21 protein-coding genes are annotated in these 20,842 nt (G+C 77.0%); 10 read left to right on the top strand and 11 right to left on the bottom strand.

The window, feature by feature from the left end; genetic code table 11:
• Both JIG38_RS18650 and JIG38_RS18645 read right to left on the bottom strand, forming a co-directional pair.
• A partial coding sequence (locus JIG38_RS18650) for a carboxymuconolactone decarboxylase family protein (RefSeq protein WP_199425166.1) occupies positions 1 to 562 on the bottom strand: 562 nt, incomplete at its 3' end.
• A gap of 95 nt (positions 563 to 657) precedes the next feature.
• Positions 658 to 1,623: a helix-turn-helix transcriptional regulator gene (locus tag JIG38_RS18645; protein ID WP_199422167.1), complete on the bottom strand. Its 966-nt coding sequence runs from the start codon at positions 1,621 to 1,623 to the stop codon at positions 658 to 660.
• Between the two features lie 91 nt (positions 1,624 to 1,714).
• On the opposite strand from JIG38_RS18645, the gene JIG38_RS18640 reads away from it, so the two are divergent.
• Both JIG38_RS18640 and JIG38_RS18635 read left to right on the top strand, forming a co-directional pair.
• Positions 1,715 to 2,143: a VOC family protein gene (locus JIG38_RS18640; RefSeq protein ID WP_199422166.1), complete on the top strand. Its 429-nt coding sequence runs from the start codon at positions 1,715 to 1,717 to the stop codon at positions 2,141 to 2,143.
• A gap of 20 nt (positions 2,144 to 2,163) precedes the next feature.
• Positions 2,164 to 2,682: an ASCH domain-containing protein gene (locus JIG38_RS18635; RefSeq protein WP_307844525.1), complete on the top strand. Its 519-nt coding sequence runs from the start codon at positions 2,164 to 2,166 to the stop codon at positions 2,680 to 2,682.
• A 50-nt stretch (positions 2,683 to 2,732) separates the two neighbouring features.
• Here JIG38_RS18635 and JIG38_RS18630 read toward each other — a convergent pair whose 3' ends face one another.
• On the bottom strand, positions 2,733 to 3,530 hold the full coding sequence (locus JIG38_RS18630) for a putative protein N(5)-glutamine methyltransferase (protein ID WP_307844524.1): 798 nt from the start codon (positions 3,528 to 3,530) through the stop codon (positions 2,733 to 2,735).
• Between the two features lie 170 nt (positions 3,531 to 3,700).
• The gene (locus JIG38_RS18625) at positions 3,701 to 4,513 is read right to left on the bottom strand and encodes an SRPBCC family protein (protein ID WP_199422164.1); all 813 of its coding nucleotides are present in this window, start codon (positions 4,511 to 4,513) and stop codon (positions 3,701 to 3,703) included.
• Between the two features lie 221 nt (positions 4,514 to 4,734).
• On the opposite strand from JIG38_RS18625, the gene JIG38_RS18620 reads away from it, so the two are divergent.
• The 3 genes from JIG38_RS18620 to JIG38_RS18610 all read left to right on the top strand — a co-directional run bounded on the left by JIG38_RS18620 (position 4,735) and on the right by JIG38_RS18610 (position 7,739).
• The gene (locus JIG38_RS18620; RefSeq protein ID WP_199422162.1) at positions 4,735 to 5,985 is read left to right on the top strand and encodes an MFS transporter; all 1,251 of its coding nucleotides are present in this window, start codon (positions 4,735 to 4,737) and stop codon (positions 5,983 to 5,985) included.
• Positions 5,982 to 6,932 carry an LLM class flavin-dependent oxidoreductase gene (locus tag JIG38_RS18615; RefSeq protein ID WP_199422159.1) on the top strand — a complete coding sequence of 317 codons (951 nt, stop codon included), beginning with the start codon at positions 5,982 to 5,984 and terminating at the stop codon, positions 6,930 to 6,932. The genes JIG38_RS18620 and JIG38_RS18615 overlap by 4 nt, the downstream gene beginning before the upstream one ends.
• 105 nt (positions 6,933 to 7,037) lie before the next feature.
• Complete coding sequence (locus JIG38_RS18610; RefSeq protein WP_199422157.1) at positions 7,038 to 7,739, top strand: head GIN domain-containing protein; 702 nt, start codon at positions 7,038 to 7,040, stop codon at positions 7,737 to 7,739.
• Positions 7,740 to 7,768: 29 nt separating this feature from the next.
• On the opposite strand, the gene JIG38_RS21180 is transcribed toward JIG38_RS18610, so the two are convergent.
• The 3 genes from JIG38_RS21180 to JIG38_RS18595 are packed head-to-tail and all read right to left on the bottom strand — an operon-like array spanning position 7,769 to position 10,783.
• Positions 7,769 to 9,301, bottom strand: a complete 1,533-nt coding sequence (locus JIG38_RS21180) for a SpoIIE family protein phosphatase (RefSeq protein ID WP_199422155.1) — start codon at positions 9,299 to 9,301, stop codon at positions 7,769 to 7,771.
• Positions 9,298 to 10,134, bottom strand: coding sequence for an alpha/beta fold hydrolase (locus JIG38_RS18600; RefSeq protein ID WP_307844522.1), 837 nt, complete (start codon positions 10,132 to 10,134; stop codon positions 9,298 to 9,300). Before JIG38_RS18600 ends, JIG38_RS21180 begins: the two co-directional genes overlap by 4 nt.
• Positions 10,135 to 10,144: 10 nt before the next feature.
• On the bottom strand, positions 10,145 to 10,783 hold the full coding sequence (locus JIG38_RS18595) for a TetR/AcrR family transcriptional regulator (RefSeq protein WP_199422151.1): 639 nt from the start codon (positions 10,781 to 10,783) through the stop codon (positions 10,145 to 10,147).
• A gap of 91 nt (positions 10,784 to 10,874) precedes the next feature.
• Between JIG38_RS18595 and JIG38_RS18590 the strand changes: the two genes are divergently transcribed.
• A complete protein-coding gene (locus JIG38_RS18590) occupies positions 10,875 to 12,491 on the top strand; it encodes an MDR family MFS transporter (protein WP_372419733.1) in 1,617 nt (538 codons plus the stop codon).
• Positions 12,492 to 12,534: 43 nt separating this feature from the next.
• Entirely contained in the window at positions 12,535 to 14,136 is a 1,602-nt protein-coding gene (locus JIG38_RS18585) for an NYN domain-containing protein (protein ID WP_307844520.1), read from the top strand.
• A 60-nt stretch (positions 14,137 to 14,196) separates the two neighbouring features.
• On the opposite strand, the gene JIG38_RS18580 is transcribed toward JIG38_RS18585, so the two are convergent.
• Complete coding sequence (locus tag JIG38_RS18580; RefSeq protein ID WP_233404342.1) at positions 14,197 to 15,204, bottom strand: NAD(P)/FAD-dependent oxidoreductase; 1,008 nt, start codon at positions 15,202 to 15,204, stop codon at positions 14,197 to 14,199.
• Between the two features lie 64 nt (positions 15,205 to 15,268).
• Here JIG38_RS18580 and JIG38_RS18575 point away from each other — a divergent pair, with 64 nt between their 5' ends.
• From JIG38_RS18575 to JIG38_RS18565, 3 genes are read left to right on the top strand one after another with little or no spacing between them, the layout of a single operon-like run.
• Entirely contained in the window at positions 15,269 to 15,934 is a 666-nt protein-coding gene (locus JIG38_RS18575) for a helix-turn-helix domain-containing protein (protein WP_199422149.1), read from the top strand.
• Between the two features lie 59 nt (positions 15,935 to 15,993).
• Entirely contained in the window at positions 15,994 to 16,836 is an 843-nt protein-coding gene (locus JIG38_RS18570) for an SMP-30/gluconolactonase/LRE family protein (protein WP_199422147.1), read from the top strand.
• Positions 16,833 to 17,525 carry a DUF998 domain-containing protein gene (locus tag JIG38_RS18565; protein WP_199422145.1) on the top strand — a complete coding sequence of 231 codons (693 nt, stop codon included), beginning with the start codon at positions 16,833 to 16,835 and terminating at the stop codon, positions 17,523 to 17,525. Before JIG38_RS18570 ends, JIG38_RS18565 begins: the two co-directional genes overlap by 4 nt.
• Here the strand turns inward: JIG38_RS18565 and JIG38_RS18560 are convergent.
• Genes JIG38_RS18560 through JIG38_RS18550 form a run of 3 tightly spaced genes read right to left on the bottom strand, consistent with a single transcriptional unit; the run spans position 17,497 to position 20,837 of the window.
• The gene (locus JIG38_RS18560) at positions 17,497 to 18,828 is read right to left on the bottom strand and encodes a wax ester/triacylglycerol synthase domain-containing protein (protein WP_199422143.1); all 1,332 of its coding nucleotides are present in this window, start codon (positions 18,826 to 18,828) and stop codon (positions 17,497 to 17,499) included. The two genes, JIG38_RS18565 and JIG38_RS18560, sit on opposite strands and share 29 nt — an antisense overlap.
• 51 nt (positions 18,829 to 18,879) lie before the next feature.
• Positions 18,880 to 19,566 carry a trimeric intracellular cation channel family protein gene (locus tag JIG38_RS18555; protein ID WP_199422141.1) on the bottom strand — a complete coding sequence of 229 codons (687 nt, stop codon included), beginning with the start codon at positions 19,564 to 19,566 and terminating at the stop codon, positions 18,880 to 18,882.
• 53 nt (positions 19,567 to 19,619) lie between these two features.
• Positions 19,620 to 20,837: a M20 metallopeptidase family protein gene (locus JIG38_RS18550; RefSeq protein ID WP_199422139.1), complete on the bottom strand. Its 1,218-nt coding sequence runs from the start codon at positions 20,835 to 20,837 to the stop codon at positions 19,620 to 19,622.
• Positions 20,838 to 20,842: the final 5 nt, after the last annotated feature.

Genomic DNA, 20,842 nt, shown 5'->3' with positions numbered 1-20,842 from the left:
GGGGGGGGGGGGCGCGCCGCCCCGGCTCGAGCCGCGCGTACGCGGCGTCGGGCTCGACGCCGACGGCGTCGAGCACCGTGCTGAAGAAGCAGCGCGCCGCGGCGGCGAGGACGACGTCGAGGATCTCGGCGTCGTCCAGCCCGAGCTCGCGGAGCTCGGTCAGGTCGTCCGGGCTCATGTCCGCGGCCCCCGCCGCGACCCGGTCCGCGAGGCGCACCACCGCGCGGTCGACGTCGGACAGTCCGTCCGGCACGCCGCGGGCGACGTCGCGCACGACGCCGGCGTCGAGGACCTGGTCGGCGAGCACCTGGCCGTGCGCGAGCGCGCAGTAGCTCGAGCGCAGGCGCAGGGCGGCGCCGAGGGTCGCGAGCTCGTAGCGGCGCACCCCCATGCCGTTCTTGATCGCGCCCGCCAGGGCGGTCCAGGCCGCGTAGACCTCGGGACGGTGCGAGAAGACGCGGTTGTAGTTCGGCACGTAGCCGCGGTGGGCCACGTCGGCCGCCCGGGCCGCGGCCGCGGCCTCGGTCAGCTCGTCGTCGCTCGGCTCGCGGATCCAGCTCATCGACCACCTCCGGGACAGGGCGCCGACGGCGGGTGCGGGGCACGCGGCGCTCGCGCCAGCGTGGCACGCCGCGCGTCGGCGGTGAAGGGCGCGGATCAGCTCCCCGCGGCGTCGGCGGCGGCCGCGCACCGTGCGGCCATCGAACGCAGCGCGTCGCGCAGCGCATCGGGCTCGAGCACCTCGAACGGCACCTCGAGGCTCGCGAGGTAGCCGGCGAGCTCCGGCAGCGACGGGCCGCCCGTCTCGAGCACGCACGTCGCGGCGTCGACCGGCGTCAGCACGCCCCCGACGCGCGAGATCCGCTCGGCGACGGCGTCCGCCGACGCGGCGATGCGCACGCGCGCCGGGTGCGGCCAGGCGCGCGAGCCGACGCCCCGCAGCACGTGCCGCAGCGCGTCGCCGTCGGGCGGGTCGCGCGGCGCGAACCTCGGCCCGGTCGGCACGCGCGGCGCGAGCCGGTCCGCGCGGAACGTGCGCCAGTCCGCGGCGGTGACGTCCCACGCGAGCAGGTACCACCGTCTGCCGGTGTGCACGAGGCGGTGGGGCTCGACGTCGCGCGTGCTCGCGCCGCCGTCGTGCGCGCGGTAGTCGAAGCGCACCCGCTCGTAGCGCGCGCACGCCTGGGCCAGCGTGGTGAGCACCTCGGGGTCGACGGTGGGACCGCCGGCGGGCGCGCTCAGGGTCGCGCTGCGCAGGGCGTCGACGCGGTGCCGCAGGCGCGAGGGCATCGTCTGCTCGAGCTTGGCCAGCGCGCGCAGGGACGTCTCCTCGATGCCGGTGACCGTGCCCGAGGCGGCGGTCGCGAGGCCGGCCGCGACGGCGACGGCCTCGTCGTCGTCGAGCAGGAGGGGCGGCAGCGCGGCGCCCGCCGCGAGGCGGTACCCCCCGCCCGCGCCGGGCCGGGCCACGACCTCGTAGCCGAGCTCGCGCAGCCGGTCGACGTCGTGCCGGACGGTCCGGGTGGTCACCCCCGTCCGGTCCGCGAGCTCGCTGCCCGACCAGGAGGGGCGCGTCGGCAGGAGCGCGAGGAGGCGCAGGAGCCGCACGGGCGTGTCAGCCATGGGACCCAGTCTGCCGAGGATTGCGGAACCGGACGTTCCGCGATGGCTCCTAGCGTGGAGGGGACAGCACAGCCGGACGAGGGAGAGCACGATGAGCACGTTCCGTGGGGTGGCGACCGTGAACCTGTGGGCCGACGACGTCCCGGCGGCCGCCGCCTGGTACACCGAGGTCCTCGGGGTGGAGCCGTACTTCGTCCGGCCGGAGCCGCCCGAGCGGCCCGCCTACGTCGAGTTCCGGGTCGGCGACGACCTCACCGAGCTCGGCATCGCGGACCGCGCCTGGGCCGGCGCGGCGGCCGACCGGACCACGCCCGCCGCGGCGGGCGGAGTCGTCGCGCACTGGTGCGTCGACGACCTCGAGGGCACGTACCAGCGCCTCCTCGACCTCGGCGCGTCGCCGCACGACCCGCCGACCGTGCGCGGCGAGGGCTTCGTCACCGCGTCGGTCGTCGACCCGTTCGGCAACGTGCTGGGCGTCATGCGCAACGCCCACTTCGAGGCGATGCACGCGCGCACCTGAGGGGCGGGCAGGATGGCGGGGTGAGCACGCGCGCCCCGCACGACGACGCCGCCGCCCGGACCCTGTGGGAGGCCTACCTCGCGGCCCACCCGCACGTCGCCGCCGACCCGGGGCAGGAGCTCGTCGTCGACCACTTCGGCGACTCGGCCGAGCTCTGCGACGAGCTCCTCGGCCTCGTCCTCGCGGGCGGGAAGCGCGCGACGGCGACGCTCGCGCTCGAGTTCGCGGGCGACGGCGAGCCGCTGCCGCGCCTCGGCGGGCACTGGGTCGCGTGCGACGGCGCCGGGCACCCGAGGGCCGTGCTGCGCACGGTCGAGCTGCGGCTGGGCACGTTCGGCTCGGTCGACGCGGCGTTCGCGGCCGACGAGGGCGAGGACGACGGGACGCTCGCGTCGTGGCGGGAGAACCACGAGCGCTACTGGCGGCGCGAGTGCGCGCGCCGCGGCGTCGCGTGGAGCGAGGACCACGAGATCGTGCTCGAGAGGTTCGCGGTCGTGTGGCCGCCCGAGGTCGCGGACCCCGCGGCACCCCCGGCGTAGCGCCGGGACGGCGCACCGCGGACCCGAGGGCGCGGGCCGCGCTGGGGGCGTCAGGACGGGCGGCGGCCGACGGCGACCGTCGCGTCGAGGTCGTCGTCCGTGACGAGCCCGGCGTCGAGCCCGCCCGAGGCGAGGAGCGCGAGCGTGCGGCCCGCCTGCGCGCGGCTCGTCTCGACGAGCAGGTGGCCGCCCGGTCGCAGCCACGCCGCGGCGCCGGCGGCCACGCGCGCCTGGACCGCGGTGCCGTCCGGTCCGCCGTCGAGCGCCGTCGTCGGCTCGTGGTCCCGCGCCTCGGGCGGCATGAGCGCGATCCGCGCCGTGGGGACGTAGGGCGCGTTCGCCAGCACGACGTCGACGCGCCCGCGCAGGGCGTCGGGCAGCGCCTCCCAGAGGTCGCCCTGGTGGACGTGGTGCCCGGGGAGGTTGCGCCGTGCGCAGCGCACGGCGGCGTCCTCGAGGTCGGCGGCGTGGACCTCGACCGCGCGGCGCGCCGCGACGGCCGCGCCGAGCGCACCCGTGCCGCAGCAGAGGTCGACGACCAGCGGGGGGCCCGACCCGGGCCGCGCGGCCGTCGGCAGCAATCGGAGCGCCTCACGGACGAGGAGGGCGCTCCGGCGCCGCGGCACGAAGACCCCCGGCTCGACGGCGACGCGCAACCCGTCGAGCTCCGCCCAGCCCAGCACCTGCTCGAGCGGCTCGCCCGCGGCGCGGCGCGCGGTGAGGGCGGGCAGGTCGCCGCCCGCCGCGTCGGCCTCGAGCAGGAGGCGCGCCTCGTCCTCGGCGAAGACGCACCCGGCGGCGCGCAGGATGCGGACCACGTCGGCGGGAGCTGCATGCCGTGGTGCCACCGGGCCTCCAGGGGTGGGACCGGCGGGCGCCGGCGGCCCATCGTCGCGGGCGCGTGCGCGCGGGGTCCAGCCGGATCCCTGCTGTGGGCACGCCCGAGGGGGCGGCGCCTGCGCGCCGCCCCCTCGGGTCCTGCGTCCTGGCGCCGCGAGCGGCGGGCCAGGGTGTGTGCTCAGAGGCGGCCGGAGTCGCCCTGCACCGTGTCGTCGTCGGTCCGGCCGGCGACCGGGTCGGTGGCCAGCGGGTCGACCGGGTCGGTGACCAGCGGGTCCGTGTAGCCGAGCGGCTCCGTGTGGGCGGTCGTCGTCGGCGTGTTCGTGGGCGTCGTCGTGTACGTCACGGGCTCGACCGGGACGACGACGTCGACCGTCTCGTCCGGCGTGTCCGAGCCGCTGCGCGCCTTCGCGGCCGCGACAGCGGCACCCGCGGCGACGGCGGCACCGGCGGCCATGGCCTTGCCGGAGACGCCGGCCTTGCCGGAGTCGCCGTGCGACGTCGCGGACTCCACGCCGGGGGTCCCGACGGCAGCGCCCTCGTTGACCGAGCCGCGCCACGCGCCCGTCGCGTAGCCCTCGGACTCGATGAACGCCTTGAACCGCTCGAGGTCCTTCTCGGCCTGGTTCTCCACGATGTTCAGCTTGTCGCCGACCTTCTCCACCAGGCCCTCGGGCTCGTACTCGAGCGACAGGTGGACCGAGGTCTGGCCGCCGCCGACGTCGGAGAACGTCACCGCGCCGGCGTTCGTGGCGCCCTCGGTGGCCGCCCACGCGACCTTCTGGTCAGGCACCTGCTCCAGGATGCGCGCGTCCCACTGGCGCTTGACCCCGGCGATCTCGGCGACCCAGTGCAGCCGGTCGTCGGTGATCTGCTTGACCTCCTGGACGCCGCCCATGAACTGCGGGAACTCCTCGAACTGGGTCCACTGGTTGTACGCCACGCTGAGCGGCACGTTCACCAGGATGGACTTCTCGACCTTCGTCGTCATGGTCAGCTCCCGTCATCTGCTTGTCGGGGCGTGGGTCGCACGCCTCGTCGGGTGGTTCCCTCCCAGCATGCGTGACCGTTCCGTGACCCGCGCGTCGAGAGGCCCCGGTCACCCGATCGGGGTCGCCCGCCGCACAGCGCGGGAGTCGATCCGGCGGCGCGGGTGCGGCGGGTGGCGGGGCGCTAGCGTGCGAGGCGGTCGGACGGGGGGAGGGGGTGGCGATGACGACGTCGCGCCGCGCGTCGCCGCCCGGCGGGGACGGGCCGGTCGACGCGCCCGAGCGCGTCCCCACGCGCGCCTGGGTCGCCCTGGGGGGCCTCGCGACGTCGACCTTCCTCTACGTCACGACCGAGAACCTGCCGATCGGGCTGCTCCCGCTCGTCGCGGAGGACCTCGGCGTCAGCCGCGCGAGCGTGGGCCTGCTCGTGACCGCCTACGCGCTCGTCGTCGTCCTCGCGTCGGTGCCGCTCACGGGTCTGGTCCGACGCGCGCCGCGGCGCCTCGTCCTCACCGTGCTGCTCGGCGTCCTCGTCGCGTCCAGCGTCGTCTCGGCGCTCGTCGACGGCTACGCCGCGCTCCTCGCCGCGCGCGTCGTCACGGCGCTGAGCCAGGCGCTGTTCTGGTCGGTCGTGACGCCCGTCGCGGCGGGCCTCGTGCCGGCGCACGTGCGCGGCCGCGCGCTCTCGGTGCTGTACAGCGGCGCCTCGACGGGCGTCGTCCTCGGCGTGCCCGTGGGAACGTGGCTGGGTCAGCTGGCCGGGTGGCGCTCGGCGTTCGCCGCGACCGCCGTCGTCGGGCTCGTGGCGCTCGTCGTCGTCGCGGCGGCCCTGCCCGAGCGCCGGCCGGGCGAGGGGGCGGCCGACCGCGGCTCGGCGCCCGACCGCGGTCGCTACGGGGCGCTCGTCGTCGCGACCGCGGTGGGCGTGACGGGCGCGTTCGTCGCGCTCACGTACATCACGCCGTTCCTCCTCGACGTCACCGGGCTGCCGCCGCACGCGCTCGGGCCCGTCCTGCTCGTCCGGGGTCTCGCGGCCCTCGGCGGCGTGGTCGTCGTCGGGGTGCTCGTCGACCGCAACCCGTGGCTCGCGTTCGCGACCGCCGTCGCCGTGCAGGCCGCGGCCCTCGCGGTCCAGCACGTCGGCGGCGCGAGCCCGGTGGTGACGACGGTCTCGCTCGTGCTCTCGGGTGCGGCCCTCAGCGCGCTGGCGACGACGCTGGGGACGCGCGCGCTCGAGGTCGCGCCGGGGAGGTCGGACATGGCGGCGGCCGGGACGTCGACCGCCTTCAACGTCGGGATCATGGCCGGGGCGCTCGTCGGCAGCCGGTTCGTCGAGGACGCGGTCCGCGCGACGGCGCTCGTCGGCGCCCTCCTCAGCGTCGCGGCGCTCGCGGTCGTCCTGGCCGAGCCGCTCGTCTCGTCCCGGCGTCGCGCCCCGGCGCGGGCCACCCCTCCTGAGAGGACGACCCCATGACCGACTACGGCCAGGAGCTGCGCCTCGGTGCGTTCCTCACGCCGAGCGCGGCCGACCCGCGCCGCGTCGTCGCGCTCGCGCAGGCGTCGGAGCGCGCGGGGCTCGACCTCGTGGCGCTCCAGGACCACCCGTACCAGCCGGCGTTCCTCGACACGTGGACGCTGCTCAGCCACCTCGGCGCCCTGACATCGCGGGTCCGCCTCGCGCCCGACGTCGCCAACCTCCCGCTGCGCCCGCCCGCGGTGCTCGCGCGCAGCGTCGCCAGCCTCGACCTGCTCACGGGCGGGCGGGTCGAGCTCGGGCTCGGCGCCGGCGCGTTCTGGGACGCCGTCGTCGCGATGGGCGGCCGCCGGCTCACGCCGGGCGAGGCGGTGCGCGCGACGGAGGAGGCGATCGCCGTCGTGCGGGGGGTGTGGGACGTCGCGGACCGGCGGCCCCTGCGCGTCGAGGGGGAGGTGCACCGCGTCGTCGGCGCCAAGCGCGGTCCGGCGCCCGCGCACGACGTCGAGATCTGGCTCGGCGCCTACGGGCCGCGCATGCTCGCGCTGACGGGACGGCTCGGCGACGGCTGGGTCCCGTCGCTCGGCCGGACGCCCCTCGCGGACCTCGTGGCGGGGCACGCGGTGGTCGACGACGCGGCGCACGCGGCGGGGCGCGACCCCGCGGCGGTGCGGCGCCTGCTCAACGTGGGCGGCCGGTTCGAGGCGCGGTCGGGGGGCCTGCTCGTGGGCCCGCCCGCGCAGTGGGTCGAGCAGCTCGCCGCGCTGGCCCTCGAGCACGGGTTCAGCACCTTCGTGCTCATGGGCGACGACGAGCGCGCGATCGAGCTGCTCGGTCAGGAGGTCGCGCCCGCCCTGCGCGCGCTGGTCGCCGCCGAGCGCGGTCCCGCTGCCGGGACCCGCCCCGGCCCCCGCCCCGTGCGTGACCCCGGGACCGCCTCAGGGTGACGTCAGGGACGAGTGGGGGGAGAGCCCCATGTCGGCGCCCGCGGGCCGGTGGAACGCTGGTCGCAGGCCCGGAGAGCCCGGGCCGCACCCGCTGGCGAGGACGACATGGCACTCCGCACGATCATGGCTTTCGGCACCCTGGCCCTGCTCCTCGCGGGCTGCGGCGCGCTCGCGGACACCGGCCCGCGCACGACGCAGGAGCGCGACGTCGCGGACTTCACCGCCATCGCGCTCGAGACCTCGGGCGACGTCGTGGTCGAGCTCGGGGACACGCCCTCCCTGACGATCACCGCGGGCGAGCGCGTGCTCGACCGGCTGACGTCCGACGTGCGCGACGGCGTCCTGGTGCTCGGCGTGGACCGGCCGGGCTGGGGCAACCACGGCCGGGTCGACTACCACGTGGTCGTGACCGACCTCGAGGCCGTGCACGTGCGCGGCTCGGGCGACGTCGACGCGGAGGCGGCGACCTCCGACGGGCTCGAGGTCGTGGTCGAGGGCTCGGGCGACGTCGAGATCGGCGACGTGGACGTCGACGCGCTCCAGGTGCGCATCGAGGGCTCGGGCGACGTCGAGCTCGCCGGCCGGGCGGCCCGGCAGGCGGTCTCCGTCGCGGGCTCGGGCAACTACCGCGGCGGCGGTGTGACGAGCGACGACGCGACCGTCTCGATCGAGGGGTCCGGCGACGTCGTGGTCGACGTGACGGGGGCGCTCGACGCGACCGTCGCCGGGAGCGGCGTCGTGACCCACACGGGCGGCGCCGAGGTCGAGATGGACGTCCAGGGCTCGGGCGGCGTGCAGGAGGGCTGACCCTCACCGCACGGTCGCCCACGGGCGGCTCAGCGCGGCCGGGCCTCGAGCGCGTGGCCCGGCCGGCCGCCCCCGAACCAGGTGAGGGCGAGGAGGCAGACGTCGTCGAGCTCGCGTCCCGGCTGGGCGAGCGTGTCCGCGACGAGCCGGTTGACCGGTGCGGCGCCGAGGGCGCCGGCGGCGGTCGCGAGGTCGGCGAGGCTCTCGTCGAGCGGGCGGTCGCGGCGCTCGACGAGGCCGTCGGTGTAGAGCAGGAGGCGGTCGCCCGCGCCGAGCCGCGCGTGCCCCTCCGGCCGCCGCCCGCCGCGCTCGGGGACGCCCAGCGGCGTCGAGCGCCCGTGCCACAGGAAGGCCGCCGCGTCCGAGAGATGCAGCGGCGGGAGGTGGCCCGCGCACGCGTACGCGACGTCCCCCGAGGCGAGGTCGACCTCGGCGAACGCGAGCGTGGCCATGAACCCGACCCCCGTGCGCGCGACGAACCGGTCGAGCTGCACGAGCAGGTCCCCGGGCCCGGCGTCGTCGGCCACGGCTCGCACGGCGCTGCGGAGCTGGCCCATCGCGGCGGCGGCCTGGAGCCCGCGCCCGACGACGTCGCCCACGGTCACCGCGAGCACGTCGTCGCGCACGAGGAACACGTCGTACCAGTCCCCGCCGACCTCGAGCGCCTGGACGCCGGGCCGGTAGACGGTCGTCACGGCGTAGCGGTCGTCGTCGGGCACGTCGGTGCTCAGGAGCACGTGCTGGAGCTCGTGCGCGACGGACGCGCTCCGGTCCTGCATCGCGGCGCGCTCGAGCGCGACGGCGGCCTGCCGCCCGATCGCCAGGAGCAGGTCCGGGTCGGGCGGCCAGCCCGACTCGGGCTCGGCCGCGGGCGGGGAGAGCACGAGGGCGCCCGCCGAGCGGTTGGGCGCCGTGAGCGGCACGACGACGCTCCCGTCCGCGCGCACCACGACCTCGTCCCGCGGCGTCCGCCGGGACGGCCGTGCCGGGACCGTGCCCGCCGTGCGGTGCAGCACCGGCGCACCAGGGGTGTCCGCGAGCCACAGCGCGGCGCCGCCCGCGCCCAGGCCCTGGACGGTCGGCCCGAGCAGCGCCCGCGCCGCCGCCTCGACGCCCGCGGCGCGCGAGAGCGCCGCGGTCACCTCCTGGAGCAGCCCGAGCCTGCCCGCGGAGAGCTCGGCGGCGGAGCGGGCGGCGAGCAGCTCGCGCTCGTACCGCGACCGCTCGGCCGCCCCGCTCAGGGCGACCTCGACGACGTCGGCGTGCACGCGCGCCGACAGGAGCACGGGCATGCGGCCGGCCGGCCCGCGGAGCTCGACGGCGACCTCGTCGACACCGCCCTGCATCCGCAGGAGCGGGCCGAGGTGCGTCTCCCAGTAGATGCGTCCGCCCACCGTGAGGTGCCGGCTCAGCCGGTGCCCGACGACGTCCTGCTCCGGCTGGTCGAGCCAGCGCAGGAGCGTGCGGTTGACCTCGAGGACGACCCCGTCGAGGTCCAGGCGCAGCAGCGCGACCGGTGCGCGGTGCCACGCGTCCGTGAGGGCGAGGGGCGGGTCCGTCACCGCGCGGCCGGCGCCCGGGCGCCGACGCGCGGCTCGTCGACGCCGAGGTAGGCGGCCATCGCCGCGACCACCTGGTCGGGTGCGCTGAGGTTGGGGCAGTGCCCGACGGCGTCGAGCACCACGAGCTCGCTGCCGGCCAGGTGCTCGTGGACGTAGCGGCCGACCTCGGGGGGCGCGATGACGTCCTCCCGGGACTGCAGGACCAGGGCGGGCGTGCGGACGCGCGCGAGGTCCGCGCGGTTGTCCGAGAGGAAGGTCGTCCGCGCGAAGCGCCGGGCGATCGTGGGGTCGGTGCGGCAGAAGGAGTTCGTCAGCTCGTCGGCGAGCTCGGGACGCTCGCCGTTCCCCATGATCACCGGGGCGATGAACCGGGACCAGCCGAGGTAGTTGTCGTCCATGGTCTCGAGCAGCTCGGCGATCTCGTCCGCGGAGAAGCCACCGCGGTAACCGTCGTCGTCGACGTAGCGCGGGCTCGGGCCGACGAGCACGAGCCGGTCGACGAGCTCGGGGCGCTCCGCCGCGGCGAGCAGCCCGATCATCGCGCTCACCGAGTGGCCGACGAGGACGACCGGCCCGAGGTCGAGCGCCTCGAGGACCCGCACGACGTCGTCGGCGTAGCCCTCGAGGCGCGAGTACCGGGCAGGGTCGTAGGCCGCGAGGTCGGACGCGCCGGCGCCGACGTGGTCGAAGAGGACCACCTGGTGCGTCGCCTCGAACGCGGGGGCGACGTGGCGCCACATCGACTTGTCGCAGCCGAAGCCGTGCGCGAAGACGAGGGCGGGCGCACCGGGCGTGCCCGTCACGACGACGGCGTTCCGGGTCAGGACGTCCACGGCGACCACCCTATGCGTCGGTCGCCGTCCGTCCAGACCCTGCCCGCGTCGGCTCGGCCAGTCCCGCAGCCAGGTGGTCGAACGCCTCGTCGAGCGTCGTCGCGAGGGGACGCGCGAACCTCGTCGCGCCCGCGTGCCACAGCGCGGTGCGGACCGCGCTCGTCGCCGCGGCGACGACGACGGCGGGGTAGAGGTCGGCCGGTGCGGCGCCGATCCGCTCGGCGAGGGCGACGGTGAGCGCGCGGTCGAGCTCGGCCGAGGCGCCCGCGAGCGCCGCGCGCAGGTGCGGGTTCGCCTCGAGCACCTGCAGGCGCAGCGGCCAGACGGTCGGGTCGATCGTCGCGGCGGCGGCGTACTCCACGAGCACGGCGCGCAGGGCGGCGAGCGGGGGCTCGGCGGCCGGACGGGCCGCGAGGGCGGCGACGAGGGTCCCGGCGAGCTCGGGGTCGTTGCCCACGAGCGCGTCCTCCTTGCCCGCGAAGTAGTTGAAGAAGGTGCGGGGGGAGACGTCGGCCGCGGCGGCGATCTCGTCGGTCGTCACGCCGTCGAGACCCCGCTCGGCCACGAGGCGGAGCGCGGCGAGGCGCAGCGCGCGGCGGGTGGACCGCTTCTTGCGCTCGCGCAGGGTGTCGGTGGCCTCGGGCTCCATGGCCTCAGCGTACCTCGCGGAGGTGCGCAGTGTGCAAAAGTGCACCGTCTGCGAACTTGCACAGACTGCAAACGCGGCTTAGCCTCGTGCGGTGACACCGACCTCCCTCGCCGCCTCGTCGGCACCCGCTGCACCCCCCGCTGGGCCCTTGGGCGCGCCCGTCGCGACAGGCCTCGACCGCGACGCACGCCGCGTCTTCATCGGCCTCATGCTCGGCATGTTCGTGGCGTCCGTGAGTCAGACGATCGTCTCGCCGGCGATGCCGATCATCGTCGCCGAGCTCGGGGGCATGGAGCACTACAGCTGGCTCGCGACCGCGGCGATGCTCGTCTCCGCCGTCGTCGTGCCCGTCGTGGGCAAGCTGTCCGACCTCTACGGGCGCCGGTCGTTCTACCTGGCCGGCCTCGTGGTCTTCCTCAGCGGGTCGATGCTCGCAGGCCTGGCGCAGGACTTCTGGTGGCTGGTCGGGGCGCGCGCGCTCCAGGGCCTGGGGATGGGCGCGCTCATGACCCTGTCCCAGACGATCATCGGCGACATCATCCCGCCGCGGCAGCGCGGCAAGTACCAGGGCCTCATGGGCGCCGTCTTCGGCGTGACGTCCATCGCCGGGCCGCTGCTCGGCGGCTGGATCACCGACGCGTGGGGCTGGCGCTGGCTGTTCTTCGCCGCGCTGCCCGTGGGCGTCGTCGCGCTCGTCGTCATCGTGCGCTTCCTGCACCTGCCGCACGCCCAGCGCCGCGCGACGATCGACGTCGCCGGCATCCTCACGCTGTCGGGCGCGCTCGTCGCCATCCTGCTCGCGACGTCGTGGGGCGGCACCACCTACCCGTGGGGCTCGGTCCAGGTCGTCGGGCTCTTCGTGGCCGGGGCGGCCCTGCTCGCCGCGTTCGTGCCGATCGAGCTGCGCGCCGAGGAGCCCGTGCTGCCGCTGCGCCTGTTCCGCAGCTCGGTGTTCACGTTCGCCAACATCGCGTCCTTCTTCGTCGCGACGGGCATGTTCGGCGCCATCTTCTACATCCCGGTCTACGCGCAGGGCGTGCTCGGCGTGGACGCGACGAGCTCGGGGCTCATCATCATCCCGATGAGCGCCGCGATGATCGGCGTCGGCATCGTCGTCGGCCTGCTCATCACGCGCTGGGGACGGTACAAGCCCTTCGTCGTCGGTGGCACCGCCCTCATGGTCGTGGGCTTCGTGCTCCTCACGCGCGTGCACTACGGGTCGTCGTCGCTCCAGCTCACGCTCGCCATGGTCGTCGTGGGAGCCGGGCTCGGCGCCGCGATGCAGACGTACACGCTCGTGGTGCAGAACGCCGTCGAGCGCCGCGACCTCGGCGTCGCGACCGCAGCGAACCAGTTCTTCCGCAGCGCGGGCGGCACGGTCGGCATCGCGGTGCTCGGCACGATCATGAGCAGCCGCATCGCGACGGCCATCCCGGCGCACCTGCCGGCCGGGGCGGCGGAGGCCATGCCCGCGGACGGCATCGACGCGGGCGCGGTCCTCGACCCGTCGGCGCTGGCGCAGCTGCCCGACGCGATCGCCGTGGCGGTGCGCCAGGGTCTCGCCGACGCGCTGCACGACGTGTTCGTCGCCGCGCTGCCGCTGGCGGTCGTCGCCGTCGTCGCGTCGGCGCTCATCAAGGCGGTCCCGCTGCGCCAGACGCTGCACCGGGACGCACCGGCGGCCCCCGCGGACGCGGCCCGGGCCTGAGAGCATCCCGGCAGGCGGGCGCCGTCCGCGAGAGGATGCCGGGGTGACCACGGACATCGGGTACCCCGAGACCGCTCGACGCCTGCGCTGCGCGCTGTTCGTCGACTTCGACAACGTCTACCTCGGCCTGCGCCGGCTCGACCCGGCCGCGGCCGAGGAGTTCGCGGGCTCGCCGGGCCGGTGGCTGTCCGCGCTCGAGTCCGGCAGCGACGCCGACGGCGACTTCAGCCGCCGGTTCCTCATCCGGTCGTGCTACCTCAACCCGTCGGCGTTCTCGCAGTTCCGGCCCAACTTCACGCGCGCCGGGTTCAGCGTCGTCGACTGCCCGTCGCTGACCCAGCAGGGCAAGAGCAGCGCCGACATCAACCTCGTGCTCGACGCGGTCGACGCGCTCGCGGCGTCGACGCACTACGACGAGTTCGTCATCCTCTCGGCCGACGCCGACTTCACCCCGCTCGCGCTCCGCTGCCGCGCGGCCGACCGGCGCGTCACGATCATCACCGCCGGACCGGCCGCGAGCGCCTACCGTGCGGTCGCGGACACCGTCGTCACGGCCGACGAGCTGGCCGAGCTGGTCCGCGACCCGGACGCCGACGCCGCCGGGGACGAGATCGCCACCACCGCGCCCTCGAACGGCGGGCGCTCGCGTCGTGCGGCCACCACGGGCGGGGCGACGGCCGACCCGGCCGCGGCCCCGGCCGAGAAGGCGCCGTCGCGGCGTCGGCGCGGTGGTGCGACCGCAGCGGCGAAGAAGGCCGCAGCCGCGCCCGCAGCGGACGTGCTGCCGGACCCGCTGGCGGACGCCGCGTCGGACCCGACGTCGGAGGTGGCGTCGGACGCGGCGCCGGACGGCGCCGCCGGGGACGCCGGGTCGGGTGCAGGCATCGCGGACGACGCCACGCCCGCGGCACCCACGAAGGCGCCGCGCCGTCGAGCGTCGCGCGCGACCGGGGCAGGGTCCCGGGGCGCGGCCGAGGCCGTCGCGGAGCCGATCGCGGAGCGGGTCGCCGAGTCGCCCGCGCGCCGGGCGGTCCTGCGGCAGGTGCGGTCGGCGGACCGCCCCCTGCGGGGCGGCCTCGTCGCCCGCGCGGCGCAGAACGCCGAGCCCGGCATCGCCGCCGGCGGCTGGGAGGGCGCCGGGGCGTTCTTCCCGTGGATCGCGCGCGAGGTGCCCGAGGTGGCGGCGTCGCCCGAGCCCGCGCCCGGCTTCGTGTGGGACCCGGAGCGCTTCAGCGAGGCGGACCTGCCCGGCGCGTCCGTCGCGCTGCCGCCGCTCCAGCGGCAGGTCGTGGACGTGACCGACATCCCCAACCTGCCCACCGACCGCTACCGCGTGCTGCTCACGGCGCTCGCGGACGACCTCGCGGACCAGCCCTTCGACCGTCCGGAGACCGCGCGCCGGGTGCGGGACGCGTGCCAGGCGGCGGGCCAGCCGATCGGCCGCAGCTCGGTCAACACGGTCATCGCGGGCGTGCTCTACGCGGGCCTGGACCTCAGCGCGACGCCGACGGCCGCACAGATCGCCGAGACGTGGGCGGACAACGTCATCGGCCTGTGCCGCGGCGCCCGCATGGTGCTCAGCCCGGCCGACGTCGCCGCGATCCGCGCCTGGGTCGGCGGAGGACTGGTCGCACCGCGCACGTGACCGGCCGCCCGGGCGCGGGCCAGGCCGGCGTGCGCCCGGGCGGACCGGCGCCGCCGACGCTCAGCCCTGGGCGACCGCCGCTGCCGCGGACGCCCGCCGCGCGGCGACCGCGTGCCGGGTCTCCTCCGCGAGCAGGTCGAACGTGATCGCGGCGCCCGCGGTGAGGCCTGCTGCGGCGGACGTGATGACCTGGGCGCGCGGGTCGGCCACGTTGCCCGCGACCCAGACCCCGTCGACCTCGGTCGCGCCGTCCGCCCCGGCGGTGACGAACCGACCGACCGCCTCGCCCTCGACCACGAGGTCCTGCGTCGGCACGCCGAGCTGGTCCAGCAGCGCCGACCGGGCCATGGCGCGCGCCGCGACCACGACCGCCTCGCACGCCACCACCGACCCGTCGCGCAGGCGGAGGCCGACGAGGCGACCGTCGTCCTCCACCACCGCCACCGCCTCGCCGGGGACCAGCGTCACGCCGCGCGCCTCGAGCTCCTCGACGCGGTCCTGCGCGACGGGCCCGATGACGGTGAGGTCCGACGTCCAGTGCGACCACAGGAGCGCCTGGTGCGCCGTGAGGGGCCCGGAGGAGACGACGGCCACCGGCCGGTCGCGCACCTCCCAGCCGTGGCAGAACGGGCAGTGGAGCACGGAGCTGCCCCAGTGGTCCGCGAGCCCCTCGACGTCGGGCAGCTCGTCGGCGAGCCCGGTCGTCACGAGCAGGCGCCGCGCCGCGACGCGGGACCCGTCCGAGAGCGTGAGCGCGAAGCGGGCCGCGCGGTCGCCCCCCGGCGCCACGGCCTCGACCGCCGTCGCGGTCGCGTCGCGGAACGCCGCTCCGTACCCCGCGGCCTCGGCGCGCCCGATCGCGACCAGCTCGGCGGGCGGCGTGCCGTCGCGGGTGAGGAAGTTGTGCACGTGCCCGGCCCGCGCGTTGCGCGGGGTCGCGTCGTCCACCACCAGGACCGACCGCCGTGCGCGTGCCAGGCACAGCGCCCCGCTCAGGCCCGCCGCCCCGCCACCGACCACCACCACGTCGTACGTCTCGTCCATCGTCGTCTCCTCGTCGTCGCTCATGACGGGACGACACCACCGCCCTGCCGAGTTGACAAGCGTCCTTGCCAGAGCGGCAAATGAGTCCATGGCCTCGCACCCCGACCACGCCGCCGCCGGCCGCCGCGCCGGCACCGACCCGGACGCCTCGACCGGCACGCTCGAGGACGTCCTCCGCGGCGTCGGGCCCCGCCTCAAGGACCTGCGGCAGCGCCGCGACGTGACGCTCGCCGAGCTCTCGTCCGCGACCGGGATCTCGGTGAGCACCCTGTCCCGACTCGAGTCCGGCCTGCGGCGGCCGACGCTCGAGCTCCTGCTGCCGCTCGCGCGCGAGCACGGCGTCCAGCTCGACGAGCTGGTCGACGCCCCGGTGACGGGCGACCCGCGCGTGCACGCGCGGCCGTTCGTCCGGGCGGGCCGCACGTTCGTCCCGCTCACACGCCGCCCCGGCGGCCAGCGGGCCTACAAGATGATCGTCCCGCCCTCGACCGACGAACCGAGGCTCCGCACGCACGAGGGCCACGAGTGGCTCTACGTCCTCTCCGGCCGCATCCGGCTCCTGCTCGGCGACCACGACCTCGTCCTCCGCGACGGCGAGGTGGCCGAGTTCGACACGCGGCTGCCGCACTGGATCGGCAACCCCGGCCCCCGTGACGCCGAGGTGCTGACGCTCTTCGGTCCGCAGGGCGAGCGCATGCACGTGCGGGCGCGCAGCGGCTCGTCCGACCAGGGCGACGAGCCGGCCACGACCTGACGGGCAGCAACCGCCTCGACGTCGTGCAGCACGTCGCCCGACCGGGCACGATCAAGGCCATGAGCCGACTCGAGCAGGTCACCGACGCCGTCGCCTACCACGGGGAGGGACCGGTCTGGTCGCCGTCCTGGGGCGGGCTGCGGTTCGTCGACATGCTCGCGGGCGACGTCTGCACCGTGCACGACGACGGCTCGGTCACGCGCCTGCACGTGGGCGACGTCGCCGCGTTCGTCCGGCCACGGCGCGACGGCGGCTGGGTCGTCGGCCTCGAGCGCGGGCTCGGGCTCGCGGACGGCCCGGACGACGTGCCGCGCGTCCTGCCGCCGATGTGGACCGACCCCGGCCTGCGCATGAACGAGGCCGGCTGCGACCCGGCGGGCAACCTCTACGTCGGCTCCATGCGGTACGACCGCGCGGAGGGCGGCGCGAGCCTGCAGCGCGTCGCCCCGGACGGCAGCACGAGCGTGGTGCTCCCGCACGTCACCATCTCCAACGGCATCGACTTCTCGCCCGACGGCACGCGCGCGTACTACGACGACACGCAGACCGGCACGACCGACGTCTTCGACGTCGTCGACGGCGAGCTGACGAACCGCCGCGTCTTCGCGAGCGGCGACGACGGCCGCCCCGACGGCCTCACGGTCGACTCGGCCGGCAACGTCTGGGTCGCGCTCAACGCGGTCGGCCGCGTGCGCTGCTACTCGCCGGACGCGGAGATCCTCGACGAGGTCGACCTGCCCGTCCGGCTCGTCACCGCGTGCGCCCTCGGCGGCCCGGACCTGCGCGACCTCTACGTGACGACGTCGCGCGAGGACCTCGACGACCCCGAGCCCGAGGCGGGCGCCGTGTTCCGCCTGCGCGTGCCGGTGCCGGGCCGCCCCGTGCTGCCCTACGGGGGATGACCGCGCCCAGGGGGACGACCGCGCGCGACGACGTCGCCTCGTGGGTGCTCGCGCCCGCGCTCGCCGCCCCGGTCGCGATGATCGGCGGCTGGACGCTCGCCGAGGCGCTCCAGGACGGCTTCGACCCGGTCCTCGAGACGATCAGCGCGCTCGCCGCCACGGACGCGGCGCAGCCGTGGGTGATGACCGTCGGCCTCGCGGCGACGGGAATCGCCCACGTGCTCACGGCGGCCGGGCTGCGGGCCGTGCCGCTGCCCGCGCGCGTGCTGCACGCGGTCGGCGGGCTCGCGACGCTCGCGGTCGCGGCGCTCCCGGTCGACGTCGCGTCGCACGCGCACGGCGTGGCCGCCGGGATCGGGTTCGGCGCGCTCGCCCTGTGGCCCGCGCTCGCGTGGCGCCGGGCAGCGAGGGCTCGGCCGCCGGTGCTGCGCCCGGCCGTGGGCGTCGGTGCGGCCACCGTGCTCACGGCGCTCCTGGTGCTCTTCGTCCTCGAGCTGCAGGGGCTCACGCCCGACGGCGGCGCCGCGACCGGCCTCACGGAGCGGCTCGTGGCGGGAGCGCAGGCGCTGTGGCCGCTCGTCGTCGTGGTCGCGCTGCGTCGCGCGCGCGGCCGGGCAGCGGCCGGACCGCCCGCGGGCGCGACGTCGGACGTGGCGGGGGCTACCGCACCGCGCTCGCCGCGCCCGTGAGAGCACCGAGCTCGGCGTCGAGGTGGTCGGCCAGGCGCGCCAGCTCGGGCACGACGTCGGGGTCGGTGACGACCGTGACCCCGAGGCGGCCCGCGTAGGAGAGCGCCGCGAACGCGACGCCGACGTTTCCCGCGGTGACGGTCAGGGGCGTCACCCCTGTCACGGTCCGGCCGGCGAGCCGCAGCGGCACCGCCGGGCCGGCGACGTTGGTGAGGAACGTGCTGACCAGGCGCTGCCGCTCGACGAACGGGCGGAACAGCCCCACGGCCGCGAGAGCGCGGAAGAGCGGGGCGACGAGCGCCGTCGACGCCCCGCGCGCGGCGCCCCGGCGGGCGCGCGTGTCGCGCGCGACGGCAGCGAGGCGCGCGACCGGGGTACCGGCCAGGTCCACGCGGACCGGCATGACGCCGACGAGGTTGCCCATCGCCCCCGACGCGTCGTCCCGGCGCGCCGCCACGGGGACGGACACGACGAGCGCCGGCACGGCCTCGCCGCGGTCCGCGAGGAGGCGACCGAGGGCCCCGGTGGTCGCCACCAGGAGCGCGTCGTTGACCGTGGCCCCCGCGGCGCGTGCCGCCCGCCGGACCGCCGCGAGGTCGACGTCCACCGTCGCGGCGCGGCGACGCGGCCCCGTGCGCGCGTTGAGCGAGCACGCGGGCGCGCGCCCGGTGCCGCCGAGCAGCTCGGCCCGCGCCGACCGCAGACGCGCGGGCGCGCGGGCGAGCGACCGGAGCCGCGCGCGGTGCGCGGCGAGGACGTCGAGGAGCAGGTCGCGGCGTGTCGGCGGCGGGTCGCCGCGCCGCCCGGGAGGAGGTGTGGCCGCGCGCGCGTCGGGCGGGCCCGCGGGGTCCGCGAGCGCAGCGAGCAGGCCGAGGCCCGCGACGCCGTCGGCGAGCACGTGGTGCAGCGCCACGACGACGCCCGCGGGGCGCCCGTCGACCTCGAGCACGAGCGCGCGCCACGGCGGCCGGTCCCACGGCAGCGGGGTCGTCACCGCGTCGACCGCGGCGTCGAGCAGGCCGTCGACGCCCGCCAGGCGCCGGACCCCCACGGGCGGCGCGCCGGCGGGTGCATCCACCCAGTAGGGCCGGCCGAGGCCCGGCGGCGGGGTCGCGACGACCTGGCCCAGCCGCGGGACGGAGGCGGCGCGCGCGGAGAGCGCCACGACGACGTCGGCGGTCGTGGACGCCCCCGGCCCGAGGCGCAGCAGGGCGCCGACGTTCATCGGGACGGGCCCGACGTCGGTGACGAGCTGCACGACGTCGCCCGGCCCGAGGCGCTCCACGGGGCGCGGCTGCCTCATCCCTCGAGCGTCGCACCGGCCGGCGGCGCGGCGCGTGAGACCTGGGTCCCGTCAGGCGGCCGGCGGCGGCGGACCGTGCCGCGGCCGCCGCGCGCGCAGGCGCACCGCGTCGGCGTCGGGCAGGGTCCACGACCGCCACCGCGCGAGGATGCTCACGCCGGAGCCGACGACGATCGCCGCGAGCATCCCGAGCGTCTCGAGGCCCGCGCGGTGCAGCGCGATCGTCACGAGGCACGCGAACACCGCGGACGTCGCGTAGAGGGTGTTGCCGCCGAAGACCGCGGGCACGCGGCCCACGACGACGTCGCGGATCATCCCGCCGCCGACGGCGGTCGTCACGCCGAGGAGCACCGCCGGCAGGGCGCCGAGGCCGGCCGCGAGCGCCTTGGTCGCGCCCGTCGCCGCCCAGCACCCCAGCACGACGGCGTCCCCCACGAGGTAGGTCCGGTTCCACCACCGGCCCTCGAGGTGCACGACGAACGCGACGACCGCGCCCGCGAGCGCCGTCGTGAGGTAGAGCGGGTCCGTGAGCGCGACGGGCGGGCCGGCCTGGAGCAGGGTGTCGCGCAGCATGCCGCCGCCGAGCGCCGAGACGATCGCGAGGATCGCGAACCCCACGAGGTCGAACCGGCGCTGGCGCGCGATCGTCCCGCCGAGCACGCCGTTGAGGAACACGCCCACGAGGTCGATGGCGCGCACGAAGCCGGGGACCAGGTCACCGAGCTCCGCGACGTCCACGGCGACAGGCTACGGGCGGCCGGGCGGGCGACGACGCACGCCCGGCCGGACGCTCAGCCCTCCGCGAGGCGGTCCAGCGCGAGCGCGGCGAGCAGGGCGGCCGAGACGGGCAGGGCGTCGTCGTCGAAGCGGGCCTGGGCGGCGTGGTTGTAGGGCGCGGTGGCGGGGTCGACGCCCGCCGGCGTCGCGCCGACGAACACGTACGCCCCCGGCACCTGCTCGAGCACGTAGGAGAAGTCCTCCGCGCCCGAGACGGGACGCGGCGCGGGCAGCCACGCGTCGGGGCCGATCACGGTGCGCGTGAGCCGCGCGGCGCGCTCGAGCTCGTCGGCGTCGTTGACCGTGACGGGGTAGCCGCGCACGTAGTCGACCTCGGCGGTCAGCCCGTGCGCGGCGGCGACGTGCTCGACGACGCGCGTGAGGCGCTCGGGGACGACCGCGTGGTGCTCGGGGGAGAACGTGCGGATGGTCGCGTCGAGCTCGGCGGTCTCAGGGATGACGTTGTCGATGGTGCCCGCGGCGAGGCGGCCCACCGAGACGACCACGGGGTCGTGCGCGTCGAACTGCCGCGTCACGGCGGTCTGGAGCGCGAGGACGATCTCCGCGGCCGCCGTGACGGGGTCGGCCGCGAGGTGCGGCGTCGAGCCGTGGCCGCCGCGCCCGTGGACGCGCACGTACATCTGGTCGGCGGCCGCCATCGCCGTCCCGGGGCGCCCGGTGACCGCACCCGTGGGCACCAGCGAGGAGATGACGTGCACCCCGTACGCGGCGACGACCCGCTCGCCCGCGGCGTCGAGCACACCCTCGTCGATCATGACCCGTGCGCCGTGCTGGCCCTCCTCGCCCGGCTGGAACATGAGGACGACCGCCCCCGCGATGTCCTCGCGGCGGGAGGCGAGCAGCCGCGCGGCGCCCACGAGGCCCGCGACGTGCAGGTCGTGGCCGCACGCGTGCATGAGGCCCTCGTGCTCGCTCGTGAACGCCTCGCCCGAGTCCTCGGTGACGGGCAGCGCGTCCATGTCGCCGCGGAGCAGGACGGCGGGTCCGGGCCGCGCCCCGCGCAGCACCGCCGTGACCGAGCTGAGCCCGGTGCCCGTCGTCACCTCGAGGCCGAGCCCCTCGAGCGCCTCGAGCAGGCGGGCCTGCGTGAGCGGCAGGTCGAGGCCGAGCTCGGGGATGCGGTGCAGGTCGTGACGCAGCGCGGCGAGCTCGGGTGCGAGCGCGCGCGCCTCGGCGAGGAGGGACGAGGTGAGGTCGGTCGGCTCGGTCACGTGCC

Source organism: Actinotalea solisilvae (genome assembly GCF_016464425.1).
Lineage (GTDB): Bacteria > Actinomycetota > Actinomycetes > Actinomycetales > Cellulomonadaceae > Actinotalea > Actinotalea solisilvae.
The sequence above is the reverse complement of the archived record's forward strand: the minus strand, read 5'-3'. Positions and strand labels throughout refer to the sequence as shown.

Coding starts and splice junctions, on each gene's coding strand:
- JIG38_RS18625 (WP_199422164.1), bottom strand. CDS start 4,513: ATGACGACGAAGGTCGAGAAGTCCATCCTGGTGAACGTGCCGCTCAGC.
- JIG38_RS18620 (WP_199422162.1), top strand. CDS start 4,735: ATGACGACGTCGCGCCGCGCGTCGCCGCCCGGCGGGGACGGGCCGGTC.
- JIG38_RS18595 (WP_199422151.1), bottom strand. CDS start 10,783: ATGGAGCCCGAGGCCACCGACACCCTGCGCGAGCGCAAGAAGCGGTCC.
- JIG38_RS18565 (WP_199422145.1), top strand. CDS start 16,833: ATGACCGCGCCCAGGGGGACGACCGCGCGCGACGACGTCGCCTCGTGG.
- JIG38_RS18645 (WP_199422167.1), bottom strand. CDS start 1,623: ATGGCTGACACGCCCGTGCGGCTCCTGCGCCTCCTCGCGCTCCTGCCG.
- JIG38_RS18570 (WP_199422147.1), top strand. CDS start 15,994: ATGAGCCGACTCGAGCAGGTCACCGACGCCGTCGCCTACCACGGGGAG.
- JIG38_RS18580 (WP_233404342.1), bottom strand. CDS start 15,204: ATGAGCGACGACGAGGAGACGACGATGGACGAGACGTACGACGTGGTG.
- JIG38_RS18615 (WP_199422159.1), top strand. CDS start 5,982: ATGACCGACTACGGCCAGGAGCTGCGCCTCGGTGCGTTCCTCACGCCG.
- JIG38_RS18610 (WP_199422157.1), top strand. CDS start 7,038: ATGGCACTCCGCACGATCATGGCTTTCGGCACCCTGGCCCTGCTCCTC.
- JIG38_RS18575 (WP_199422149.1), top strand. CDS start 15,269: ATGGCCTCGCACCCCGACCACGCCGCCGCCGGCCGCCGCGCCGGCACC.
- JIG38_RS18560 (WP_199422143.1), bottom strand. CDS start 18,828: ATGAGGCAGCCGCGCCCCGTGGAGCGCCTCGGGCCGGGCGACGTCGTG.
- JIG38_RS18640 (WP_199422166.1), top strand. CDS start 1,715: ATGAGCACGTTCCGTGGGGTGGCGACCGTGAACCTGTGGGCCGACGAC.